Raw genomic sequence first — 21,412 nt, forward strand, 5'->3', positions numbered from 1 at the left:
TGTGCAATCGGAGTGCAACCAGCTATACACCGATGATGAGAGAATGGATTGGGCAGTTCAAATATCGTGGAAATGAAAAGTATGGTTCCTTGCTGGGCGAGATCATGAATCGAGCCTATCAGGCGATGAGGTATGAGTTTGCAGGCAATAAACATTCTCGTTTCAAGCAATCTTTGTGGAGTGTGGATGTAGTGACCTGTGTCCCGGTAAGTGAGAAGAGGCTGACAGAGCGAGGCTTCAATCAGGCTCAGATCTTGGCAGAAGAGATTGCTAGGCGGAATAAGCTCCCCTTCCTATCTTTACTTGCTCGTCCACAAGATACAGGCAAACAAAGCTTTAAATCCAAAAAGGAACGCATGAACACCATGAATAATGCGTTTTCTGTCCACCCCAATATGACAAATTTGTTGAAGTCTTTTATTTTAAAAGCTGAATCTCAATGTGTTACGGAGAACAAGCCTTCTGTTACCGTTTTGCTTGTAGATGATATTTATACAACGGGAAGCACATTGCAGGCGTGTGCGCGTGTTTTGAGAGAAAAGGCATTAGAGCAAGGAATACATTTGACTATTTTTTGCCTGACCTTAGCAAGATCATAAGTCTAAATATCTAGTATTTTCCATGAAATTTTGCTTGAAACTATGAAAAAGAGGTTATAATTCTCTTGTAAGAAGGATTAAATGATAGAGCAAAAGTCTTTTAAGCCGTACAATCAGCAGGATTTGACAATGAGCTAGAGAGAGGTATATAATAAAAATATAGAGACAAACAAAAAGTAAGGAAGTGAAGGATGAAAACAGAATATTTCAATTTAGAGGTTGATTTTTTTGGAAAAGAGGAGTACAATTTCTATCTGTTGATAGCTAACATGATTGGTAATAAGTGATTAGCTAATGACAAAAGAGCGGACATTGGGAGTGTCTCGCTCAGTAGTAAAGCAGTTAATTAAAATTTAAAGCTTAAAAAGAGGAGAGAAAAAATCATGAAAAACGTAATGAAAAAAGTAGTAATATCTAGCATGTTGGCAGCTAGTTTAGGTGCAGTATCTTTGTTGAGTCCGCTTGCAACAGGTCAAGTATTGGCTAAATCCCACTCCGATGACGAAAAGCAACAATTGGAAGATCAAATCATGAGAGAACAACAAGAGGCAGCACAAAAAGCATTTGAAGCAAAAGTTTTTGGAACTGTAACTACTGAAAATGCAGCAACTACAACACCAGCTCAACCAGCTACTGAGAACAACAATCAAGCAACAACCACAAAACCAGCAACGACTACAACTGAAACACCAGCTGCTGTAAATACAATCACAGTAAATGTTCAAGAGGGCGACACATTGGCTTCTATCGCTGAAAAATACGGTGTAACTGTTGAAGAACTGGTTAAAATCAACAACCTGGTTAAAGTAGGCCAAGAACTGCAAGTACCGCAAACAAACACAAATAAATAAATATCATTATAAATGTATAATGAAGTGTGTTTTTTAAACCAAGCGTTTGACTATAGTATACGGGAAGGCCTCTATTAAAACAATGCTTTTTTGAATAATTATTTGTGAAATAGCTTGTTTTTTTGGGCTGCAAATTTCCACGGATGCATCTAGCTTGATTTCAGATATGTTATAAGTTGAGATGATGTTAGGTCCATGAGATTTATGAATACCCACACTCCATGTGCGGAGCATTCGTATGGGCGCCGTTCCCCCGGATTTACAGGATTTCCTTGATGTCATTCGGGGCACAGGTGAACATGAATTCTTCTGAGGATTGTTTCGCCCGGTTTTTCCCTCATCTTGATAGTTTCTACATTTACTCATATTCATATATAGCTATTTTAATTGTATGATGAAGCGCTATTCCCGAAAATAACTGGAATGGCGCTTATTTTATTTTCTATCTAAAGTACGGTGTAATGTTTGACGATAAATAGATACATGCACTAGGCTGAGCTATTAGCTTTCATGGGCTTTCTTTATTTTTTATGACATTGAATATAAATATAGAGAAACTTTTGCTGATGGATCATTTTCCCTTATGCTATTAATATGATAACTTATAAGATGTGCAATTGTGTAAAATCCGAAAATCTTTTTTTTTTTGAAATATTTGCTAGACGAGGCTCTTCATTATAAGTTAATGTAAGGATAAAAGTAATTAAAGATCGGAAATTGGAAAGGGGCGCTACAGAGGATGAATTTGGATAACTGTCCTCGCTGTGGAAAGCTGTTTATTAAGAACGTCAGGGGAATCTGTCAGAACTGTATTAAAGAAATTGAAATTGAATACGAACGTTGTGTCAAACATATACGTGAAAATAAGGGCATTCATATGCATGAGCTTTCAGAGGCTACTGAGGTATCTGTAAAGCAAATCACGACATTTATACGTGAGGGACGTATTTCCATTGCTAATGCGCCCAATATGACGTATCCTTGCGAGGTATGCGGGATACCGATTCGTGAAGGGCATATGTGCGATTCTTGTCGAACACGTCTGACTAAAGACCTGCATCAGGCTGTACGCGAAAGTAGTAATCAGGATCAAAGTAATAATATGGGCTCAGGTACCTACAGCGCGATTGATAAACTTCGTGGAAAGTAGTACAGGGGAATTAAAAACGCATTCAGCTATTCAAAAAGTTTCAAATTCCGCCGATAATCTTTATAGAGCTTATCGGTTTTTTTATTTTTAGCAACATGCACAAAATAAAGAAGTGAGGCATAATACGAACCATGTTCGACGCTATGTCGTCTGATACATTCTGACCATATCAAATAACTAAGGAAGGTGGAAGTTATGAAAATTAACGAGACCAACCGCATCGGAGCTATTAATCCATATCAGCGAAATATTGAAACAGGACGTCAAGAGGAGCTTAAGAAGTCCCGCCGCAAGGATGAGGTTTCGATTTCTCCGGAAGCAATGGAAATGCTGAACCGCAGCAGTGATGCAGACCGTGTTAAGAAAATTCAGGAGCTTAAGCAGCAAGTAGCTTCTGGAACCTATCGTGTGGATGCCGATAAAATTGCAGAGAAGCTGTTACCTTACTTCAAGCAGTCTTCCGAAAGCTAGGTGAAGGAATATGCCTTTAGAGCGATTGATTGATGTGCTGGAGCAGCTTAGAGAGGCTCACGAGCAGTTGATTGCATTAGGAACTCAAAAAAAGGAAGCACTGATATCAAATAAGGTAGATCAGCTCATTCTAGTCATGAATCAGGAATCGAAGATGTCCAGACACATTGAACAGCTGGATGAACGACGCCTGCAGGCAGCATATGAATTTTTGCAGGAACGTGGTATTAAATCCAAGTTGAATCTCAATATTACGGAGTTGTCTCGTCTTGTGTTTGATGTAGAAGATAAGCAGCGCCTCCTTCACATTCAAAAAAATCTAGCGGATACGCTTGAAGAATTGAAAAAATTAAATGAGTTGAATCAACAGCTTATACAACAGGCGCTTTCCTATATTGATTTTTCTATTGAGAGTATGTCATATTATGCGGAATCTGAAGCGGTTTATCAGCGTCCAGCTGATAAGAGCACATCATCAGTACGAGCGGGACTATTTGATACACGCGCCTAATTGAAGGAGGAAAACATGGTCTCAACATTTCATGGTATAGAAACAGCGAAAAGAAGCTTAAACACACAAACAGCTGCATTAAATACAACCGGACACAATATCTCGAATGCCAACACAGCGGGTTACTCCAGACAAGTGGTTAGTATGAAGGCCTCGGAATCTATGGAAGCCTATGGTTTGAACCGTTCCGTTGTACGAGGTCAAATGGGTACAGGGGTTGAATTCACTGCTATTGAGCGTGTTCGTCAGACGTTTCTCGACGATCAGTATCGTAATGAAAGTTCTTCTCAAGGTGGATGGGACATCCGTTATGACACACTGAACAAGCTCGAGACCATCATGAATGAGCCTTCCGATACAGGTATCCGTAAGGTCATGGATAATTTTTGGGATTCATGGTCCGATCTGAGCCAAGACCCCCAGGATGTCACGAATCGCAAAATTGTAAAAGAGACTACACTTGCTCTGACAGATGCGATGAACCAGGCTAGTAAGCAACTGGATGCACTCAGTTCTGATTTGACTAATAACGTTACATTAAAAACATCTGAGATGAATTCGTTATTGCAGTCTGTAGCGGATTTGAATGGAAATATTTATAAATTAGAACAGCTTGGGGATAATCCAAATGACTTGCGGGATCAGCGGGATTATGCAATTGATAAGTTGTCCAAGCTTGCGAATGTGCAGGTAACTCAACTGGATAACGGTTATCAGGTAACGGTGGCAGGACAGATAGCTGTAGCTGGCGCAGAGGTAACTGCTATTACGGCGGCTGGCCTTGAGGCTGCATATCAAGGTGGAGCGTTAACTGGTGGCGAAGTGTACGGTATGATTTTATCCAGAGATAAATATGTAGCAGATTATAAAACCCAGATGGACCAGTTAGCTAATACATTGGCAAATGGTAACATTGAAATTACTTTACCTGCAGGTACAGTTCTACCTGAGGGAACGGTATTGAATTCAGGTGTCAACAATGCAGCGGTTACTTACTCAAATGCGAATAACAACAGAACCTTGACCGCGGATTTGAAAGTAACCGTACAAGGAATTAATGGACTCCATCAGTTGGGATACACACTTAGTGGTACGACACCACAAAAGGGCGGGGCGTTCTTTACCTCCAAAGATGGAGCTGCTATTACAGCAGGTAACATTACGTTGAATAAGGATATTCAAGACGATCCAAACAAAATTGCCAGTTCTTTGCGTGTAGATGGAACGGGAACGGCCAATGAGAAGGTGACCGTAGGTAACAATGCATTGGCATTGTCTATGGCGAGCCTGAAAAATGTAAAGTTTGGTTTTAATACAACTCAAGCGCAAACCACCACTGTAGATGACTTCTTCAGTGCAATTGTTGGGCAATTGGGTGTTCAAACTCAGGAAGCAGAGCGACAATCGCAGAATGCACAGTTGTTGACCGAGCAAGTGGACTTGAACCGCCAATCTGTCAGCGGGGTATCACTGGATGAAGAAATGTCAAACATGATCAAGTTTCAACATGCTTACAGTGCAGCTTCCCGGTTCATGACAACTTTTGATCAACTGTTGGAAAAGCTGATTAATGGTACAGGTCGCGTAGGTCTCTAGTATAATGAGAAGGTGGAGTAAGCCATGCCAATTCGAGTGACTTCAGGGATGACTAATATGCAACTGCTCAGTAACCTGAATCGAAATAATAATAATATGGGTAAAATGGAGAATCAGATTTCGACTGGTCGTAAGTTGAATAAGCCTTCAGATGATCCAGTAGGGGTAACTTATGCCCTACGGTACAGAGCCGAGTTGGCTTCTAATGAACAATATAAGACAAACTCAGATGCAGCTGTTAGCTGGTTAGATTTCACTGATACAACCATGCAACAAGCCAGTGATGTAATGAAGCGTCTTAAAGAGCTGACAGTTCAAGCTTCAAGTGAAACCCTTCCTCAATCTGGCTTGGATTCAATTAAACTGGAAGTTGATCAGTTAAAAGAACAAATGATGAATATTGGTAACAGCCAGCTTCGTGGGAAGTATGTTTTTAATGGACAAAATTATGATCAGGCGCCGTATCAGCTATCTGCTACGGTAACAAGTTATGATCAGATTAATCCGGATCAAGCCGCTGTTAGCTATGCAGTTGGAGACCAAGACGCATTTCGGGTAAATACGTCCGGTAGCGATTTTTTTGGGAAATCGACAGATGCTGATAATGTTTTTAAGGTCATGGATGCTATATCTTCTGCACTAAGCAGCGGAAATAGTACAGCAATATCGAGTCAACTTTCAAGTATTGAATCCCGCTTTACTAAAATGCAGACAAGTTTGTCTGAAGTGGGAGCGCGTACGAATCGGGTTGAACTGATACAATCCCGTTTGGAAGAGCGAAATTTGAATTTGACGACACTTCAAGCTAAAACGGAAGATGCGGATGTTGCTAGTTTGATGATTCAGGCTACATCTGCCCAAACCATTTATGAAGCTGCCCTGAAATCATCTGCTAAGATCATGCAGCCATCTTTGATGGACTTTATGAGCTGATTTTTATCTTTGACATTTGTGATTTGAAGCTATGGACGAGTGGTCCGTAGCTTTTTTGTTACTATTTATAGGAGGAGTTACTTATGACCCCAGAACAGAGATTAGATGAAGAGAACCGAGATGAAAATACTAGTCTTTATGTGTTTCCGAAAGGAATACCAGGATTTGAACAACTTCGGGAATTTCAGCTACAGGAGCATAATGAATTATTTAGTCTTTTCAGTGCAGTAGAACAGCCAGCTACTATTTTTATCACCGTAAATCCATTTGATTTCTTTGAAGATTATGAATTTGAGTTATCTGATGATGCTCTAGAGGATATTGGGATTACAAGTCAGGAACAGATATCAGTACGATGTATTTGTACATGGAACAGTGATCAATCCAAAACAACAGTTAATTTGCTTGCGCCTTTAATTTTTAACATTGAACAGCAGACGGGAAAGCAAATTGTTTTGCAAAATACGAACTATACAATTAAGCATCCCTTGTGGAATGAAATAGAGTCCAGCAAAGGCGGTGAGTCCTAATGCTGGTATTAACACGTAAAAAAGGTGAATCTATTGTAATTCAGAATGATATCGTCATTACAGTTCTTTCTGTTGAAGGAGATACTGTGAAAATCGGTATTTCTGCCCCTAAGGATATCGATATTTACCGAAAAGAAGTCTTTGATGCTATTCAGCAAAATAATCAAATTGCTGTTATGGATTCGAATGCTATTCAAAATGCAATGTTGGAAATGGATAAGAGAAAGTCTGATTAAACAATAAATAGTAGTGCACAATCATTGAGAAAGGCCGACACGAGTAAAGTGTCGGCCTTCAATTTTACGTTTATTCATCTGGAAACAGTGCTTGATATAATCTTGTATTCCACATTTATCACCTGGGTGATTGTTTAATGGCTTAAGTCAGGTGTAGACAGTTCGGATTTGGGCAAGGTCATCATTATAGAGATATTGACTTTTAATCGAAATAACCGAGTCGTAGACTTCTAAGAAAATATTTCAAAAAAAATCTGGAATGCTATAAACAATTCTAGTCTTAGGGTCGATATATATTTTAGAGCGGTAATTCTTCAGGGCGGCCGACCTGTGAAGACGCTTATACCACAAGGATGTGGGAATCAAACCATTTCAGGGAGGAAATTTAAAATGATTATCAATCACAACTTACCTGCAGTAAATACACACCGTAACATGCAATTGAACAACACGGCAGCAAGCAAAAACATGGAAAAATTGTCTTCAGGTCTGCGCATCAACCGTGCAGCTGACGATGCTGCTGGTCTCTCCATTTCCGAAAAAATGCGCGGTCAAATCCGTGGTTTGGAACAAGCACAACGTAACGTTCAAGATGGTATCTCTTTCGCACAAACAGCTGAAGGTGCAATGAACGAAGTATCCTCCATGCTGACTCGTATGAAAGAACTGAGCGTTCAACAATCCAATGATACTTACAGTGCTGGCGATAAATCCAACATCAAAGCAGAACTTGGTCAATTGGGTAGTCAAATTGACGCAATCCTGTCCAACACAAAATTCAACGGTATTTCAATTTCTGGCGGAGCAGGCGTTAAAATCCAAGCTGATGATGACAAGTTCGTAATTACTATTAAAGGTATCAGTTCCGCTCGTTTCAGAGGTCTTACTTCTGCAGTTACTTTGTCTGCTACAACAGCTGCAATTGAAGCGGTTGCTAAGCAACGTGCGAACCTCGGTGCTATGCAAAATCGTATGGAATATACTTCCAATAACTTGGGCACAACTGTAGAAAACCTGACAGCTTCCGAATCCCGTATTCGTGACACTGACATGGCAAAAGAAATGGTTGCTCTGTCCAAAAACAACATCTTGCTGCAAGCTTCGCAATCCATGTTGTCACAAGCAAACTCCGCGCCACAAGGCGTACTGTCGTTGCTGCGTTAATTTTAAACGACAGCCGTTACAAAAAAAGATCCTGCTTTTGCAGGATCTTTTTTTGTTTTATTTTAGTTTTTTCATAAATAATTACACGCTTTTACCGATATATAATGTATTGGCTTTTCAAATATAGAACGGTTCTATTGTATTTAAAAATACTAATGGAGGTTATTCTATGGACTCGATGATCCCCCCTAGCACCGGGAATCTGTTGCCGGTTCAGTCATCAGCAGGAATAAAACGTGAAGCCCCTTCGGATGCCGAAACAAATTATGCTGCTACACAAGATGCTCCCCGAACAGCCAATAGAGGCGGCACCGGTCAGAAGCAACCGTCACATGAGGAAGCAGTTTTGGAGCTACAGAAAGTAATTGATGCTATACAAGGCCCACAGAAGACGTTTGAGATCTCTGTGCATGAAAAGACGCATGCAATCATGATAAAAGTGATGAACAAGGAAACGGGCGATCTGATTCGTGAGGTACCTCCCGAAAAAATTTTAGATATAGCGGCTAGAATGATGGAAATTGCAGGGATTATTATCGATAAAAAAGTATAGGGGGATATAACCATGGTAACTAGAATAAGTGGGCTTGCTTCAGGCATGGATGTTGATGCAATGGTTAAAAAACTGATGACTGCTAAGCGTGTACCTCTCGATAAGCTGACTCAACAAAAGCAGCTAATGGAATGGAAACGAGAAAACTATCGTGAGTCCAGTACTAAAATTGTTTCATTTCTACAAGATAAACTGACGACATTAAGTCGTACTGCTTCAATGAATCCGCAGAAAGTAACAGTATCGGGCAATAGTGATGCCTTGTCTGCATCAGCTTCATCATCTGCCAGTGGAGTACTGGATATCTCCGTAACCAATCTCGCTACTGCTGCAAGGTCTGTCTCAGACAGTTCATGGTCGGAGAAGGCAAGCACTGAACTTGCCTTTTCTGATGGAGCAGCTCGCACGGTTCAGGTTGGTGGGGCTACTATTGATGTGGATGCAAACGAAACCATTGAATCGTTTGTTAAAAAAATTAATGATAACAGTAAGACAGGAGTAACGGCCCTGTATGACCCCAAATCGGGTTTGTCATTAACGAGCAGAACTACCGGTTCACAAGCATTCAATATCGACGGTCAAATTAGTAGTGAGTTTAAACTGTCTTCAACGAATGGAACCGATGCTGTGCTAAAGGTAAATGGACTTGAAGTCAAAAAGTCATCAAATAATTTTACCATTAATGGCATTGATATTACACTAAAGGCAGCCGGTGGTGCTGCTACAAAAATCGAAGCTACCAAAGATACCGATAAGATTGTGGAGAATATTCAAAGCTTTGTCGATGCATATAATGATGTTCTCGCTACACTCAATGGCAAGGTTGGTGAGGAGAGATATAAAAAATACGCTCCGCTTACGACGGAACAAAGAGCCGCTATGAGTGATGATGAAGCCAAGCTCTGGACAACCAAGGCCAAGAGTGGCATGCTTAGAAACGATCCTATCCTGCAGGATACATTATCTGAGATGCGTAGTGCTATGATTCAAGGTGTAGATATCGGCAGAGTTGACGCGGATGGTAAGAATAAGCCCTTAATGATGTCTGAGCTAGGAATCACTACGGGGACGTATGATACCAAAGGCAAGCTTATTCTAGATGCAGACAAATTGCGTGCAGCGGTAGAAAAAGATCCAGATATTGTCGCGAACTTTTTCGGGAAACAGGACCCAAGTACCCTATTAACAAATAAATATACACAACAAGATGGTGTTCTTGCTAAACTAAAGAAAATTTCGAATACCTCACTTCAAAGAATGGCAGATACAGCTGGTACTTCAAAAGTAAGTAAGGACCTAACTGCTTCATTTCTTTCTACGAGCACAATGGGAGAGCAATTGTCGAGCCTGGACCGTCGAATTAGTGACATGACTAGCCGTCTAACGATGATTGAAACTAACTATTACAAAAAATTCACCGCGATGGAGACGGCAATCAGCAAGTATAATAGTACATCTTCGAGTCTTACTGGCATGTCGTCATAAAGGAGGTTTTACAATTGATCAATACACCCTATCAGAAATACCGGCAGACTCAAGCGCAAACTGCTTCCAAGCCTAAACTGCTAATTATGCTGTACGATGGGGCTATTCGTTTCCTTCGTGCGGGAATTGAGGGGATAGAGAATAAGGATAACGAGAAAGCAAATAATAATTTGTGTAAAGCGCAAGCGATTGTACACGAGTTGATATCTGCGTTGAATTTTGAGTATCCAATATCCCATGACTTATTGCGAGTGTATGAATATATGCTGCATGAGCTGATTGAGGCGAATGTTCACAAAATAGCCGCTCCGGCACAAGAGGTGCTGGAACATTTGACTGACCTACGGGAAGCTTGGTTGGAAGCCATGAAAATGCCTGGTGTAGTTGGTAGTGTGTGATGGCAGATCCTAATATGCAAGTACTCCTTGAAGAGCTGCAACATAGGACAGAAGCAGTGTTATCTAACCTTCTGAATATAAGTGAGGAAGAGTTTGAACAGTTTGCAGATCAAAGGCAGCGCATTGTAGAACAGATGCAGCCCTATCAACCATCGTTAACGGAAAATGATAAGCAGAAAATTCGTGATATACTAAGTAACGATTCTGTAATTTTGCAGCGTATGCATGTACTAAAGGATAAGGCTGGTCAATGGATGGAGAAACGTGGAGCCATTCGTGTGCAGCAGCATGCATACCAACAAGCTTATTCTGTAGACAGTTTGTTTATTGATCATCGCAAATAAAAAATGTTTTATGGAGCGTCCCCTATTCGGTTAGAATAGGGGTATTTTTGTGAAAAGGTTCATTCCATTAAGAGTAAATCCGATATACTAATTAACAAATCTTAATGCGAAACGGTGGTATTACCTTGTCTCAACTACAAATAAACCATACAATTCTAGAGCAAAGGTTTCCTCATGTTGCAACCCATTTAAATAGTTTGCCGAATGATGACTTATCTATACCTTTGTTTACCGAGTCTTTTGAAAGGGATATCGCTTGGCTCAATGCTGTTGATGGATCTATTGGGAATGGGAAGATTATTTTTGTATACGGGTTTGAAAGAGGGCTCAGTATTGCTGATCTCCTCGAATTGTACCCGAACCACTGGTTGTTTGTATACGAGCCGGATGAGCAGCTGTTTAGGAAGGCAATAACAGACTATGACCTCAGTCTTTTATTGGAGCATCCCAATTTATACTGGCTAGCAGTTGGTGGTTCTCAACTCGATATGATGTTTCACATGCTGAGTAGTTACATGATGGAAGATTTAGTGTTTATTGCGCTGCGTAAGTATCTAACCGATGATATGAGTATGCTGCGTGAAGTAAAGGAACAATTTCAGGAATATCGCTATAGCTTTTTGGTAGATAAACATACAGAGCATCGTTTTCGAGAAGAATGGACTCGAAATTTTTTATATCATCTATCTGATGTACTGTACACTCCTTCCATTGAACAAATTTTTTATGCTTTTGAAGGTGCAACGGCGGTTGTGGTATCATCGGGACCATCGTTACAGGAGGATATTGAATGCCTGAAAAAATTACGTCCGCATGTACTGATTATTTCAGCAGGCTCGAGTATTCAGGCATTAATAAAGCATGGAATTCAGCCTCACCTTGCTGTGATTATGGATGGACATCCAGTGAATAAAAAGATCTTTGCTTCCTCTGCAACGAGGGAACAGCCCTTACTGTTTACCTCATCATCTTATTATGAGATTTCGGATCAGAATTGCGCAGAAAAAATTCATAGTATTATGAAAAGCGATGATGTATCTCAGTATTTCCTAGGACTCAGTAGAGAAGAGCTTTTTATATCGCCTACAGAAACAGTTGCAGGAACGGCTATTCAGGTAGCAGCCTGTCTAGGGGCTAAACGAATTATACTTGCAGGTCAGGATTTATCATTTCCTGATAATAAGTTTTACGCAGATGGGATAGAGCACTTTGCAGCCGAAACTACGGATAAGATAGTGCAGGAAGCACCAAAGAAAGTGCTGAATGTAAAGGGGACATACAACTTTACAGATGAGAGTTTCTCCCTGATGAAGGATGGGCTCGAAAATCTGATTGCTGCCCTTCCACGACTTGAATTCGTCAATTCAAGTCGCAACGGTGCAGTGATTGAGGGTGCTCCATTTAAGCCTATGGAAGAGATCTACGATCTCATGGCTTCGGAACATGTTGACAATGATGCAATTGCTGATTTGATAAACAAAAAAAATCTTGCTGTTGATATGAATAAGGTGCAGGACGTCAGAGACAAGCTGATAGTGACACTTGAGGACTTCTCTAATGTACGCTCTGAGATTGCAGCAATTCACAAGCTTATGAATAAGCTACGCGAGTTTAGCCGGACTAGACCAGCAAAGGCTCAAAATATGGTGGAGTCTATAGAGCAGATGTGGGGATTGATTGCCAACAGGGAATGGTTCTCACCTATATTTGAGTCCATTATGCCTATCGAAGTTGCTCGTTTTGATCAGGTGCTTCCTGTGATTGTGACAGAACATCAGTTGACTCGTAAGTCTGATTTAATTTATGAGCACGTTGGTAAGATTTTAAAGGATATTACAACACAAATTCCAATACTCGAAGAAATGTTTTCGGAATCGATTCGCCGTTTAGATAAAAAAACAGATAGCGATGCAGTGGTCCAAAAAGATATATAAATTAATCGTTTTACACTCCGGAGGTCATTATGTTTACCAACAAGATTGTACTGGTTACGGGCGGCACAGGTTCCATTGGAAGCGAAATTGTACGTAATATTTTATCTTATAACCCTAGAGCCTTACGGATTTTTAGCAGGGATGAGAGCAAGCAGTTTGATCTGCAACAGGAATTAAAAGAATATACGAATATACGTTATCTAATCGGTGATATCAGGGACAAGCAGAGACTGAGTTATGCTATGGAGGATGTGGATTATATCTTTCATGCTGCTGCTCTCAAACATGTGCCTGCATGCGAGTACAACCCTATGGAAGCAGTGAAAACGAATGTTATTGGCGTACAAAATCTGATAGAGACGGCTATTGAGCATAATGTAGAAAAAGTAGTAGCCATCAGCACAGATAAAGTGGTAAACCCAACGAATACGATGGGGGCTACGAAGCTGCTATCAGAACGTTTGATTTCTGCCGCCAACTTGTATAAAGGGAGCAAACGTACCATTTTCTCTTGTGTCCGCTTTGGAAATGTTATGGGGTCCAGAGGTTCCGTTATTCCATTATTCCGTGATCAGATTGCTAAAGGGATACCGGTGACGGTCACACATGCAGAGATGACTCGGTTTATGATGTCTATTCCTCAAGCCGCTCAGTTGGTCATAGACGCGGCCCGCTATTCGCAAGGCGGAGAAGTATTTGTACTAAAAATGCCGATTCTCAAAATTACGGATTTGGCCCAATGTTTGATTGACTCGTATGAAGAGGCAGTTGGTAAACCTTATGGTGGAGAAACTATTGAGACCGGAATCCGGCCGGGAGAAAAGCTATATGAGGAGCTAATGACGCTTGAGGAATCGGAAAGAGCGTTGGAGAATGGACAAATGTATATCATTCCTTCGTTATTTCATACCGCAGAGCAAGAATATGAAGGTTTTCAAAAGGCAATTCGTCAAGAATATTCTTCGATGACTGCACCACAGATTTTCCCGAAAGCCATCCGGGAGCTTATTGAACAGAACGGATTGGGCTTTACAAAAGGTATTGTATGATGAGCAATCACAAATGTTTGGCTATTATTCCTGCGCGGGGTGGATCAAAAGGTTTACCCGGTAAAAACATAAGATTGTTACATGATAAAGCGCTCATTCAATATAGCATTGAAGCCGCGCTAAATAGTGGTTGTGTGGACGAAGTTATAGTTTCAACGGATTGTAAAGAGATTGCTCGTGTATCAGGCCAAGCCGGAGCGGCTATTCCGTTTATAAGGCCCGATGAACTGGCCACCGATGAGGCTAAAAGCATTGATGTATTGAAGCATGCAGTTGAATTTTATGAGCAGACGCAAAATCAATTTTTTGATGTTATTATGCTGCTTCAGCCCACATCTCCACTGCGAAATGCTATGGACATTAAAGAAGCATATAAAATATTTTTGGATCATCAGGCTGATTCACTTCAAAGTGTCACTTTGTCTGGAGTGCAACCTTATCTACTAAGGGAAATGGATAACGGGCGGCTTACGCCCTACCTGAAAGATGAGAGGGAGCATTTGAGAAGGCAAGATCTGAAAGAACTACATGCTCTAAATGGAGCCATCTATATCGTGAAAAGAGATTTGTTGATGAATAGTGACACTCTGGTTGGGCCTAATAATTGTGGCTACATTATGCCTAAAGAACGATCTATTGACATAGATGACGAGTTTGATTTAAAAATGGCAGAGTTTTTTTGGAGAGAATCCAATCACAAGGAATCCTTGCAGTAGGAGGGAGGGATATAACATGAAAAACCTCTTATCAAATAATGGTAGCAACCCCATCTATATTATCGCGGAGGTAGGAGTCAATCATAACGGATCATTGGAGCTTGCATTCGAATGTATTGATCAAGCGATTTTATGTGGTGCCGATGCAGTAAAATTCCAAACCTTTAAAAGCGAAAAGTTGGTAACCAAGTACGCCCAGAAGGCTAACTATCAGACAGAAAATACCAATTCAGCTGAAAGCCAACTAGATATGTTAAAACAGTTGGAATTGAGCTTTGAGGATTTTGTTCTTTTGAAAGGGTACTGTGAGGATAAAGGGATAGATTTCCTTTCCACACCCTTTGATGAAGAAAGTGCTGAGTTTCTGAATTCAATTCATATTGACGCATTCAAGGTAGGATCAGGAGATATGAACAATATCCCCTTTCTTCAGAAGCTTGATAGCTATGGGCGTCCGATTATTCTATCCACCGGGATGTCTAATTTAGATGAAATTGGAGAGTCGTTACAAGCATTTAAAAAAAGTAAAGTACTATTGCTACACTGTACTTCTGACTATCCGGCGCCTTTAGAAGATGTGAATCTGCTAGCTATGAAGACAATATCTACAGCCTTTAATAAGGTCACAGGTTACTCAGATCATACGGCTGGAATTGAGATCGCTGTAGCTGCTTCAGCACTGGGAGCTAGAATTATTGAAAAACATTTTACACTGGATCGAACCCTTCCAGGTCCTGACCATAAGGCTTCACTGGAGCCTGCTGATTTCTCAAAAATGGTTCTTGCGATTCGAAATGTGGAGCAGGCTTTAGGGGATGGTGTTAAAAGATGCATGCCTTCCGAGGAAAGCACCAGAGACGTTGCAAGAAAAAGTATTGTGATGGCAACACCCAAAAAAACAGGTCAGTTGCTAACACTAGAAGATCTAGTTATCAAGCGTCCGGGCACTGGAATAGAGCCTAAATATTTTGATGACTTGGTTGGTAAGCAGCTTTTAAAGGATGTACATGAAGACTATTTGTTATCATGGGATGATGTGCAATGAAAAAAGTATTGGTGATTACCGGAACACGAGCTGATTATGGGATATATTACCCGGTTTTGCGGGCTCTTGAGGAAGAACATACTCTGGAACTCCACCTGTTGGTTACAGGCATGCATTTGTCTCCACAGCATGGGTACACATTGGACGCTATCCAAAAGGACGGATTTCGTGTATCTGCTAAGGTAGACTGTCTGCTGCAAGGATCTACTCATGCTAATATGTCTCGCTCTATTGGAATAGCAATCATGGGCATGACACAAGCCGTAGAAGCTTTGGAACCAGATTTCGTTGTTGTATTAGGAGATCGGGGAGAAATGCTTGCAGCTGCGATTGTATCCTCTCACATGAACATTCCGCTTGTTCATTTGCATGGTGGAGAAGTATCCGGCACGATTGATGAGTCTGTACGGCATGCGATTAGTAAGTTGGCCCACATCCACTTTGTGGCTACAAATGGAAGCAGGGATCGCCTAATCAGACTTGGCGAAGAACCTTGGAGAATTCATGTCGTCGGTGCTCCGAGAATTGAAACGATGATGAACACATCCCTGCCTGAGCTAGAGAGGACGAAACGTAAATACGATCTGAATATAGATAACGATTATGTACTGTTTGCTTATCATCCTGTCACCACGGAAGAAGCGGATATGCACATCCTTGGTAGGATGATGGAAGTTCTCTTGGCTGGGGAGAATGAGGTAATTTGTGTGATGCCCAATTCGGATGCCGGAGCTGATGCGATTGTTGATGTATATAATCGTTTTGCTGCAAGAAAAGGGATGAATCTTGTAACCAGTTTTGAGCAACTTGATTATCTGACGATGTTGAAAAATGCAAAAATATTAATTGGAAATTCTTCATCAGGGATTATTGAGGCTGCCTCCTTTCATGTTCCAGTCATTAATATTGGAACTCGCCAGACAGGCAGAGAGCGTTCTGTGAACACAATAGATATTGTAGCTGACGAGCTCGAATTGACTTCTGCAATGGAGTACGCAATGTCTGAGTCTTTCCAACAAATTGTTAAAGCAGCCGACAATATTTACAGTAGAGATAACACAAGCTCTCGCATCGTAGATATATTGAACCGAACATCCAAGTCAGAGCAGCTTATTCAAAAGACAATTACCTATTAAGGAGGATCGGCCTTGAGCTATATTGTTTTTGGAGCAGGAGGACATGCCAAGGTCATCGTGGATATTTTACGGTCCTGTGGTGAAGAAATCATTGGAGTTCTGGATGATCATTGTAAAGAAGAAGCATGGAACGGATTGCCGATCTTGGGGAACCGTAATCAGATTGCTCAACTATTATCTCTGTATCCAGAGGCACTGTTCGTTGTGGCAATCGGAGATAATACAACCAGAAGGAAAATTGTAAGTCAATTAAAAGTTGCTTCAGTCCAATTTGGTACTGCTGTTCACCCAAGCGCTGTAGTCGCACCCAGCGCATTCATTGGGGAAGGGACGGTTGTCATGCCTAATGCTGTAATTAACGCAGACGCGTACGTTGGAGAGCATGTCATTGTTAATACCGCTGCTACTATAGACCATGATTGCCGAATAGAAGACTTCGTGCATATTTCCCCAGGTGTACATATGGCAGGTGGAGTTCAGATCGGGTGCTGTGCTCATATCGGAATAGGTGCAAGTCTTATACCTGGTGTTCGCGTAGGGTGTGATACCATCGTTGGTGCTGCTTCTTGTGTCATCCGCGATTTGCCAGAAAACGTTATAGCTGTGGGTTGTCCGGCCAAAGTAATAAAAAACCTATAAGGATAAGGGATGAAACAAAATGTCCAATCGAGATAGAATTTATTTATCTTCACCGCATATGGGCGGGCTTGAACAACAATATATCGCAGAAGCCTTTGAAACGAATTGGATTGCTCCACTAGGTAAAAATGTAGACGCTTTTGAATCAGAGGTGGCAAATTACTTAGGATGTGGAGGCGCAGTTGCCCTAAGTTCTGGAACAGCAGCGATTCACTTGTCTTTAATATTGCTTGGTGTGGAAAAGGATGATATTGTTTTTTGTTCTTCTCTTACCTTTGTTGCCAGTGCTAACCCGATCTTATATCAAGGTGCAATTCCTGTCTTTATCGATTCGGAACCAGACAGCTGGAATATGTCCCCTGAGGCACTAGAGCGAGCATTCAAGACTTATGCAGATAAGGGAAAGAAACCTAAAGCTGTAGTTATAGTCAATTTGTACGGGCAGAGTGCAGACTACGATCGCTTGAAAAAAATATGTGATTATTACGAGGTGCCAATTGTAGAAGATGCTGCGGAATCACTCGGAGCAACTTACGGCAAGCAAATGAGTGGAACGCTTGGGAAATTCGGCATTCTTTCATTTAATGGAAATAAAATTATTACTACTTCAGGTGGGGGCATGCTGGTTTCAGATGATTTAGAAGCACTAAGTAGAGCGCGACATTACGCAACTCAGGCGAGGGAAAAGGCGATACATTATCAGCATGAGGATGTAGGCTTCAATTATCGTCTCAGTAATGTTCTGGCTGGTATAGGAAGAGGGCAGCTTCGTGTGTTGGACGAACGCATTCAACAGAAACGAGAAATTTTTGAAAAGTATAGCTATGAGCTATCAGGAATTGATGGAATACAATTTATGCCGGAAAAGAGTTTTGGTAAGTCTACTCGATGGTTGACAACAATGATAATAGACCCTGAGATTATTGGTACAAGCATTAGTGATTTAATAGGTTATTTAGAAAAAGATAATATTGAATCTCGACCAGTATGGAAGCCGCTTCATCTGCAACCACTCTTTAAAGATGCCGTGTATTTTGCTCATGAAGGTGGCTTGGATATTAGCAAAATATTATTTGAAAAAGGAGTTTGTTTGCCCTCTGGAACAAATATGTCGGTGGATGAGCAGAGCTTTGTTATTAATCAAATGAAGGCTTTCTTTCGATGATTATAATATTGAACTCAATTAGCGCAGCTATGTTTTGCATAAAAAGAGCATTTATTCAGTCATTATTTTTATGATGCTTATTTCGGGAGAGGTGTAGAATTTGATTGATAAAGCAAAGGTAGTTATTTTTGGTGCAGGTGACGGAGGACTTCGTGTTCATTATCTATTAAGTGATGAATTCGAGGTTATCGCATTTGCAGACAATGATGTATCTAAACAAGGCTCGAAATTTTTGTCCAAACCGATCGTTGCTCCTAATGAAATCTGTAAGCTTGTATTCGATTATGTAATTATAGCGAATATTCATGGAGAATCAGTGTACAAGCAGCTAACTGAAGAGTTGTCGATTGAAAAGGGAAAAATTATTGACTATTTTATGAGTTTGAAATTTGATACTAGGCTGGCTCTATTACGGCAAATTGCTGATGAAATAAATGAGTGCGGAGTAAAGGGAAGTGTAGCAGAGCTCGGTGTGTTTAAGGGGGAATTTTCTAAGTATATTAACTGGGTTTTTCCTGATCGTCAATTATATTTATTTGATACCTTTAGCGGTTTTGATCAAAAGGATATTGATAACGAGAATAAAGGGGATTTTTCAAACTCGGTTGCAGGAGAATTTTGCAATTCGGATGTGGACTTAGTACTGAATAAAATGATGTATAAAGAAAATTGTATTGTGAAAAAAGGGTATTTTCCAGAATCAGCAAGTAACGTGAATGAAACTTTTGCATTTGTTAGTTTGGATGTTGATTTGTATCAGCCTATTCTCGAAGGATTAAAATTTTTCTATCCTAAGATGTCAGATGGGGGATATATTATAATCCATGACTACAACAGTACTCGATTTCATGGTGTAAAACAGGCGGTTAGAGAGTATTGTAGAGAACATGGTGTAAAGTACACTCCTATAAGTGACTTATGTGGTAGTGTCGCCATCATGAAGTAAGTTGAACCTTGATTTATGGGGGAGAAAATAAATGAGAAAAAATAAACTATTAATCCTCTCTGATTCTAATCTAAATCCGATGGTTCGTTTTCTAGAGGGATCTTTTCAAGATTTGACGTTAGAAGTCACAGAAGCTCCTTATAATCAAGTGAATCAGGCTCTTATGAATTCTGATCACTCCGTATGGTCGGAAAAAAAGGACATGTTGCTTTTATGGACAAGTCCTGAGAAAGTAAGTCCTTCTTTTAATAAACTGCTGGAATATAAGGAAGTTAATATCGGTGATGTTCTTAATGAAGTCGATCAATTTTGTGAGCTTATTATCAGAGCTGAGGGAAAAGCAAAACATATTTTTGTTGTGTCTTGGTCCCTCCCACCTCATTACCGTTGGATACAATCGATGACATTAAAGCACAATGTAGGATTAAGCAATGTACTTATGCAAATGAATCTACGTCTTTCAGAACGACTACAAGAGCACGAGCATGTTATCATTCTTGATTCTAGCTATTGGTATGCAGCAATCCAGCAAAAAAGCTACGATGCTAAAATGTATGCACTTGGGAAAATTCAGTTCTCGCGCGATTTTTTTCTCTTTGTATCCAATGAGCTAAAATCAATCATTAGTGGTCTATACGGACAAAGTAAAAAGTTAATTATCTGTGATCTGGATAATACACTCTGGGGTGGCGTGATTGGTGACGATGGCATTGACAACATCAAACTGGGGGGGATTGATCCCGTCGGTGAGAGTTTCAAGCTTTTTCAGCAAGAATTGCACAGTTTGAGTAATCGAGGTGTCATTCTGGCTATTTGCAGTAAAAACAGCGAACCGATAGCACTAGAAATGATAGAACAGCATCCGGAAATGATTCTGAGAAAAAAGGACTTTTCTTCAATTCGAATCAACTGGAACGATAAGGCTGCTAATGTTGTTGAAATTGTAAAAGAACTCAATCTAGGTCTGCAATCTGTTGTGTTTTTGGATGATAATCCATCTGAAAGAGATCGTATCAAGCAAGCTCTTCCTGAAATATATGTACCTGACCTACCTGTAGATGTAACCCAATATCCTGTTTTTATTAGCCAACTGGATTGTTTTGAGACTCCTGCTATAACTTTGGAGGATCGTAAACGAACAGACTGGTTCAAACAGGAGCAAGAACGGGAGTCGATAAAGTTAAACGTAGGGTCATTGGAAGAGTGGCTTCACTCACTTGAAATTAAGCTGACTCCACATAAATTGAATAAATTATTGCTAACACGTGCTGTCCAGTTAATGAATAAAACGAATCAGTTTAACATGGCGACGCGCAGGTTTACAATTGAAGAGTATTGGTCCTGGAGTGAACTACCGAATAATCATGCAATCTTATTTGAAGTGGAAGATAAATTTGGAAATGCAGGTTATACAGGACTGATTTCGGTTTCATGCGATGATGAAGGTCAGGCTGAAATCCATGATTTTGTTATGAGTTGTCGTGTTATGGGCAAAGGGATTGAGGAAGCAATGCTTTATTTAGTTATCAAGCATTTTTCCCTCCATAGTATTAAGGATACGTATATAAAAACAGAAAAAAATAAACCTTTTTATGACTTTATTTCAAAGAAGTATAGGGATGTATCCAAAAACAATGAATTAGATCTAGGAGAGATATTCTTACCTCATCATATCTTACTTAAGGAGTGCTCTTTTTGAATAAATTTGAGTTAGTTCAATCGATAATATCTAAAATTATGAATGTGTCTGTCGAAAAAGTGACATTGGAATCGGTAAAAAGTGACTTTGAAAATTGGGACTCGCTCAATCAATTGAATTTAGTGATGGAACTTGAAGCTAATTTTAATGTGTCTATTCCCATTGATGAAATAGCTAATATAGATTCAGTTAAGAATATTTTGCTTATTTTGAATAATATTCCTAATTAATATTTTATTTGAAGTGTTATGCAGAACAATAT

Annotated in this window: 24 protein-coding genes; all 24 read left to right on the forward strand. The window is 40.2% G+C overall.

All coding sequences use genetic code 11. From position 1 onward, the window contains the following. The first annotated feature begins 32 nt into the window (after positions 1-32). The 24 genes from NLX74_RS06610 to NLX74_RS06725 all read left to right on the forward strand — a co-directional run bounded on the left by NLX74_RS06610 (position 33) and on the right by NLX74_RS06725 (position 21,380). Positions 33-599 (forward strand): ComF family protein, encoded by a 567-nt coding sequence (locus NLX74_RS06610; protein ID WP_254328269.1) that lies wholly within the window; start codon positions 33-35, stop codon positions 597-599. Between the two features lie 383 nt (positions 600-982). After that, the gene (locus NLX74_RS06615) at positions 983-1,450 is read left to right on the forward strand and encodes a LysM peptidoglycan-binding domain-containing protein (RefSeq protein ID WP_254328270.1); all 468 of its coding nucleotides are present in this window, start codon (positions 983-985) and stop codon (positions 1,448-1,450) included. Positions 1,451-2,189: 739 nt separating this feature from the next. Beyond that, positions 2,190-2,600 (forward strand): TIGR03826 family flagellar region protein, encoded by a 411-nt coding sequence (locus NLX74_RS06620; RefSeq protein ID WP_044648603.1) that lies wholly within the window; start codon positions 2,190-2,192, stop codon positions 2,598-2,600. A gap of 195 nt (positions 2,601-2,795) precedes the next feature. Then, positions 2,796-3,071, forward strand: a complete 276-nt coding sequence (flgM, locus tag NLX74_RS06625) for a flagellar biosynthesis anti-sigma factor FlgM (protein WP_039271505.1) — start codon at positions 2,796-2,798, stop codon at positions 3,069-3,071. A gap of 10 nt (positions 3,072-3,081) precedes the next feature. After that, the gene (locus NLX74_RS06630) at positions 3,082-3,582 is read left to right on the forward strand and encodes a flagellar protein FlgN (RefSeq protein WP_254328271.1); all 501 of its coding nucleotides are present in this window, start codon (positions 3,082-3,084) and stop codon (positions 3,580-3,582) included. A 15-nt stretch (positions 3,583-3,597) separates the two neighbouring features. Continuing rightward, a complete protein-coding gene (gene flgK, locus NLX74_RS06635) occupies positions 3,598-5,178 on the forward strand; it encodes a flagellar hook-associated protein FlgK (protein ID WP_254328272.1) in 1,581 nt (526 codons plus the stop codon). Between the two features lie 24 nt (positions 5,179-5,202). Then, positions 5,203-6,111 (forward strand): flagellar hook-associated protein FlgL, encoded by a 909-nt coding sequence (gene flgL, locus NLX74_RS06640; protein WP_254328273.1) that lies wholly within the window; start codon positions 5,203-5,205, stop codon positions 6,109-6,111. An 83-nt stretch (positions 6,112-6,194) separates the two neighbouring features. Next, positions 6,195-6,641, forward strand: coding sequence for a flagellar assembly protein FliW (locus NLX74_RS06645; protein ID WP_254328274.1), 447 nt, complete (start codon positions 6,195-6,197; stop codon positions 6,639-6,641). Then, entirely contained in the window at positions 6,641-6,877 is a 237-nt protein-coding gene (csrA, locus tag NLX74_RS06650; protein ID WP_025719131.1) for a carbon storage regulator CsrA, read from the forward strand. Before NLX74_RS06645 ends, csrA begins: the two co-directional genes overlap by 1 nt. 390 nt (positions 6,878-7,267) lie before the next feature. Then, positions 7,268-8,041: a flagellin N-terminal helical domain-containing protein gene (locus tag NLX74_RS06655; RefSeq protein WP_039271495.1), complete on the forward strand. Its 774-nt coding sequence runs from the start codon at positions 7,268-7,270 to the stop codon at positions 8,039-8,041. Between the two features lie 169 nt (positions 8,042-8,210). Then, positions 8,211-8,594 carry a flagellar protein FlaG gene (locus NLX74_RS06660; protein ID WP_039271493.1) on the forward strand — a complete coding sequence of 128 codons (384 nt, stop codon included), beginning with the start codon at positions 8,211-8,213 and terminating at the stop codon, positions 8,592-8,594. Positions 8,595-8,606: 12 nt separating this feature from the next. Then, on the forward strand, positions 8,607-10,079 hold the full coding sequence (gene fliD / locus NLX74_RS06665; RefSeq protein ID WP_039271491.1) for a flagellar filament capping protein FliD: 1,473 nt from the start codon (positions 8,607-8,609) through the stop codon (positions 10,077-10,079). Positions 10,080-10,093: 14 nt separating this feature from the next. Then, the gene (gene fliS / locus NLX74_RS06670; protein ID WP_039271489.1) at positions 10,094-10,477 is read left to right on the forward strand and encodes a flagellar export chaperone FliS; all 384 of its coding nucleotides are present in this window, start codon (positions 10,094-10,096) and stop codon (positions 10,475-10,477) included. After that, a complete protein-coding gene (locus NLX74_RS06675) occupies positions 10,477-10,821 on the forward strand; it encodes a hypothetical protein (protein ID WP_209940547.1) in 345 nt (114 codons plus the stop codon). The genes fliS and NLX74_RS06675 overlap by 1 nt, the downstream gene beginning before the upstream one ends. 125 nt (positions 10,822-10,946) lie before the next feature. Beyond that, positions 10,947-12,755, forward strand: a complete 1,809-nt coding sequence (locus tag NLX74_RS06680; RefSeq protein WP_051717978.1) for a motility associated factor glycosyltransferase family protein — start codon at positions 10,947-10,949, stop codon at positions 12,753-12,755. 29 nt (positions 12,756-12,784) lie between these two features. After that, positions 12,785-13,804: a UDP-N-acetylglucosamine 4,6-dehydratase family protein gene (locus tag NLX74_RS06685; protein ID WP_254328275.1), complete on the forward strand. Its 1,020-nt coding sequence runs from the start codon at positions 12,785-12,787 to the stop codon at positions 13,802-13,804. Further along, positions 13,804-14,520, forward strand: a complete 717-nt coding sequence (locus tag NLX74_RS06690; RefSeq protein ID WP_254328276.1) for an acylneuraminate cytidylyltransferase family protein — start codon at positions 13,804-13,806, stop codon at positions 14,518-14,520. The genes NLX74_RS06685 and NLX74_RS06690 overlap by 1 nt, the downstream gene beginning before the upstream one ends. A 16-nt stretch (positions 14,521-14,536) precedes the next feature. Further along, entirely contained in the window at positions 14,537-15,565 is a 1,029-nt protein-coding gene (gene neuB / locus NLX74_RS06695) for an N-acetylneuraminate synthase (protein ID WP_254328277.1), read from the forward strand. After that, a complete protein-coding gene (gene neuC / locus NLX74_RS06700; RefSeq protein ID WP_254328278.1) occupies positions 15,562-16,701 on the forward strand; it encodes a UDP-N-acetylglucosamine 2-epimerase in 1,140 nt (379 codons plus the stop codon). The genes neuB and neuC overlap by 4 nt, the downstream gene beginning before the upstream one ends. Positions 16,702-16,713: 12 nt before the next feature. Then, a complete protein-coding gene (locus NLX74_RS06705; RefSeq protein ID WP_254328279.1) occupies positions 16,714-17,340 on the forward strand; it encodes an acetyltransferase in 627 nt (208 codons plus the stop codon). 19 nt (positions 17,341-17,359) lie between these two features. Continuing rightward, positions 17,360-18,505: a DegT/DnrJ/EryC1/StrS family aminotransferase gene (locus NLX74_RS06710; protein WP_254328280.1), complete on the forward strand. Its 1,146-nt coding sequence runs from the start codon at positions 17,360-17,362 to the stop codon at positions 18,503-18,505. 100 nt (positions 18,506-18,605) lie between these two features. Then, positions 18,606-19,451, forward strand: a complete 846-nt coding sequence (locus NLX74_RS06715; RefSeq protein ID WP_254328281.1) for a TylF/MycF family methyltransferase — start codon at positions 18,606-18,608, stop codon at positions 19,449-19,451. Between the two features lie 31 nt (positions 19,452-19,482). Continuing rightward, complete coding sequence (locus NLX74_RS06720) at positions 19,483-21,150, forward strand: HAD-IIIC family phosphatase (RefSeq protein ID WP_254328282.1); 1,668 nt, start codon at positions 19,483-19,485, stop codon at positions 21,148-21,150. Further along, a complete protein-coding gene (locus tag NLX74_RS06725; protein WP_254328283.1) occupies positions 21,138-21,380 on the forward strand; it encodes an acyl carrier protein in 243 nt (80 codons plus the stop codon). Before NLX74_RS06720 ends, NLX74_RS06725 begins: the two co-directional genes overlap by 13 nt. Positions 21,381-21,412 lie beyond the last annotated feature (32 nt).

It is taken from the genome of Paenibacillus sp. MZ03-122A, from assembly GCF_024213325.1.
GTDB classification, from domain to species: domain Bacteria; phylum Bacillota; class Bacilli; order Paenibacillales; family Paenibacillaceae; genus Paenibacillus; species Paenibacillus polymyxa_B.

Excerpts from the sequence above, each read along its gene's own strand:
- NLX74_RS06610 (WP_254328269.1), top strand. The coding sequence starts at position 33 with ATGATGAGAGAATGGATTGGGCAGTTCAAATATCGTGGAAATGAAAAG.
- NLX74_RS06615 (WP_254328270.1), top strand. The coding sequence starts at position 983 with ATGAAAAACGTAATGAAAAAAGTAGTAATATCTAGCATGTTGGCAGCT.
- NLX74_RS06620 (WP_044648603.1), top strand. The coding sequence starts at position 2,190 with ATGAATTTGGATAACTGTCCTCGCTGTGGAAAGCTGTTTATTAAGAAC.
- flgM (WP_039271505.1), top strand. The coding sequence starts at position 2,796 with ATGAAAATTAACGAGACCAACCGCATCGGAGCTATTAATCCATATCAG.
- NLX74_RS06630 (WP_254328271.1), top strand. The coding sequence starts at position 3,082 with ATGCCTTTAGAGCGATTGATTGATGTGCTGGAGCAGCTTAGAGAGGCT.
- flgK (WP_254328272.1), top strand. The coding sequence starts at position 3,598 with ATGGTCTCAACATTTCATGGTATAGAAACAGCGAAAAGAAGCTTAAAC.
- flgL (WP_254328273.1), top strand. The coding sequence starts at position 5,203 with ATGCCAATTCGAGTGACTTCAGGGATGACTAATATGCAACTGCTCAGT.
- NLX74_RS06645 (WP_254328274.1), top strand. The coding sequence starts at position 6,195 with ATGACCCCAGAACAGAGATTAGATGAAGAGAACCGAGATGAAAATACT.
- csrA (WP_025719131.1), top strand. The coding sequence starts at position 6,641 with ATGCTGGTATTAACACGTAAAAAAGGTGAATCTATTGTAATTCAGAAT.
- NLX74_RS06655 (WP_039271495.1), top strand. The coding sequence starts at position 7,268 with ATGATTATCAATCACAACTTACCTGCAGTAAATACACACCGTAACATG.
- NLX74_RS06660 (WP_039271493.1), top strand. The coding sequence starts at position 8,211 with ATGGACTCGATGATCCCCCCTAGCACCGGGAATCTGTTGCCGGTTCAG.
- fliD (WP_039271491.1), top strand. The coding sequence starts at position 8,607 with ATGGTAACTAGAATAAGTGGGCTTGCTTCAGGCATGGATGTTGATGCA.
- NLX74_RS06675 (WP_209940547.1), top strand. The coding sequence starts at position 10,477 with ATGGCAGATCCTAATATGCAAGTACTCCTTGAAGAGCTGCAACATAGG.
- NLX74_RS06685 (WP_254328275.1), top strand. The coding sequence starts at position 12,785 with ATGTTTACCAACAAGATTGTACTGGTTACGGGCGGCACAGGTTCCATT.
- NLX74_RS06690 (WP_254328276.1), top strand. The coding sequence starts at position 13,804 with ATGAGCAATCACAAATGTTTGGCTATTATTCCTGCGCGGGGTGGATCA.
- neuB (WP_254328277.1), top strand. The coding sequence starts at position 14,537 with ATGAAAAACCTCTTATCAAATAATGGTAGCAACCCCATCTATATTATC.
- neuC (WP_254328278.1), top strand. The coding sequence starts at position 15,562 with ATGAAAAAAGTATTGGTGATTACCGGAACACGAGCTGATTATGGGATA.
- NLX74_RS06710 (WP_254328280.1), top strand. The coding sequence starts at position 17,360 with ATGTCCAATCGAGATAGAATTTATTTATCTTCACCGCATATGGGCGGG.
- NLX74_RS06720 (WP_254328282.1), top strand. The coding sequence starts at position 19,483 with ATGAGAAAAAATAAACTATTAATCCTCTCTGATTCTAATCTAAATCCG.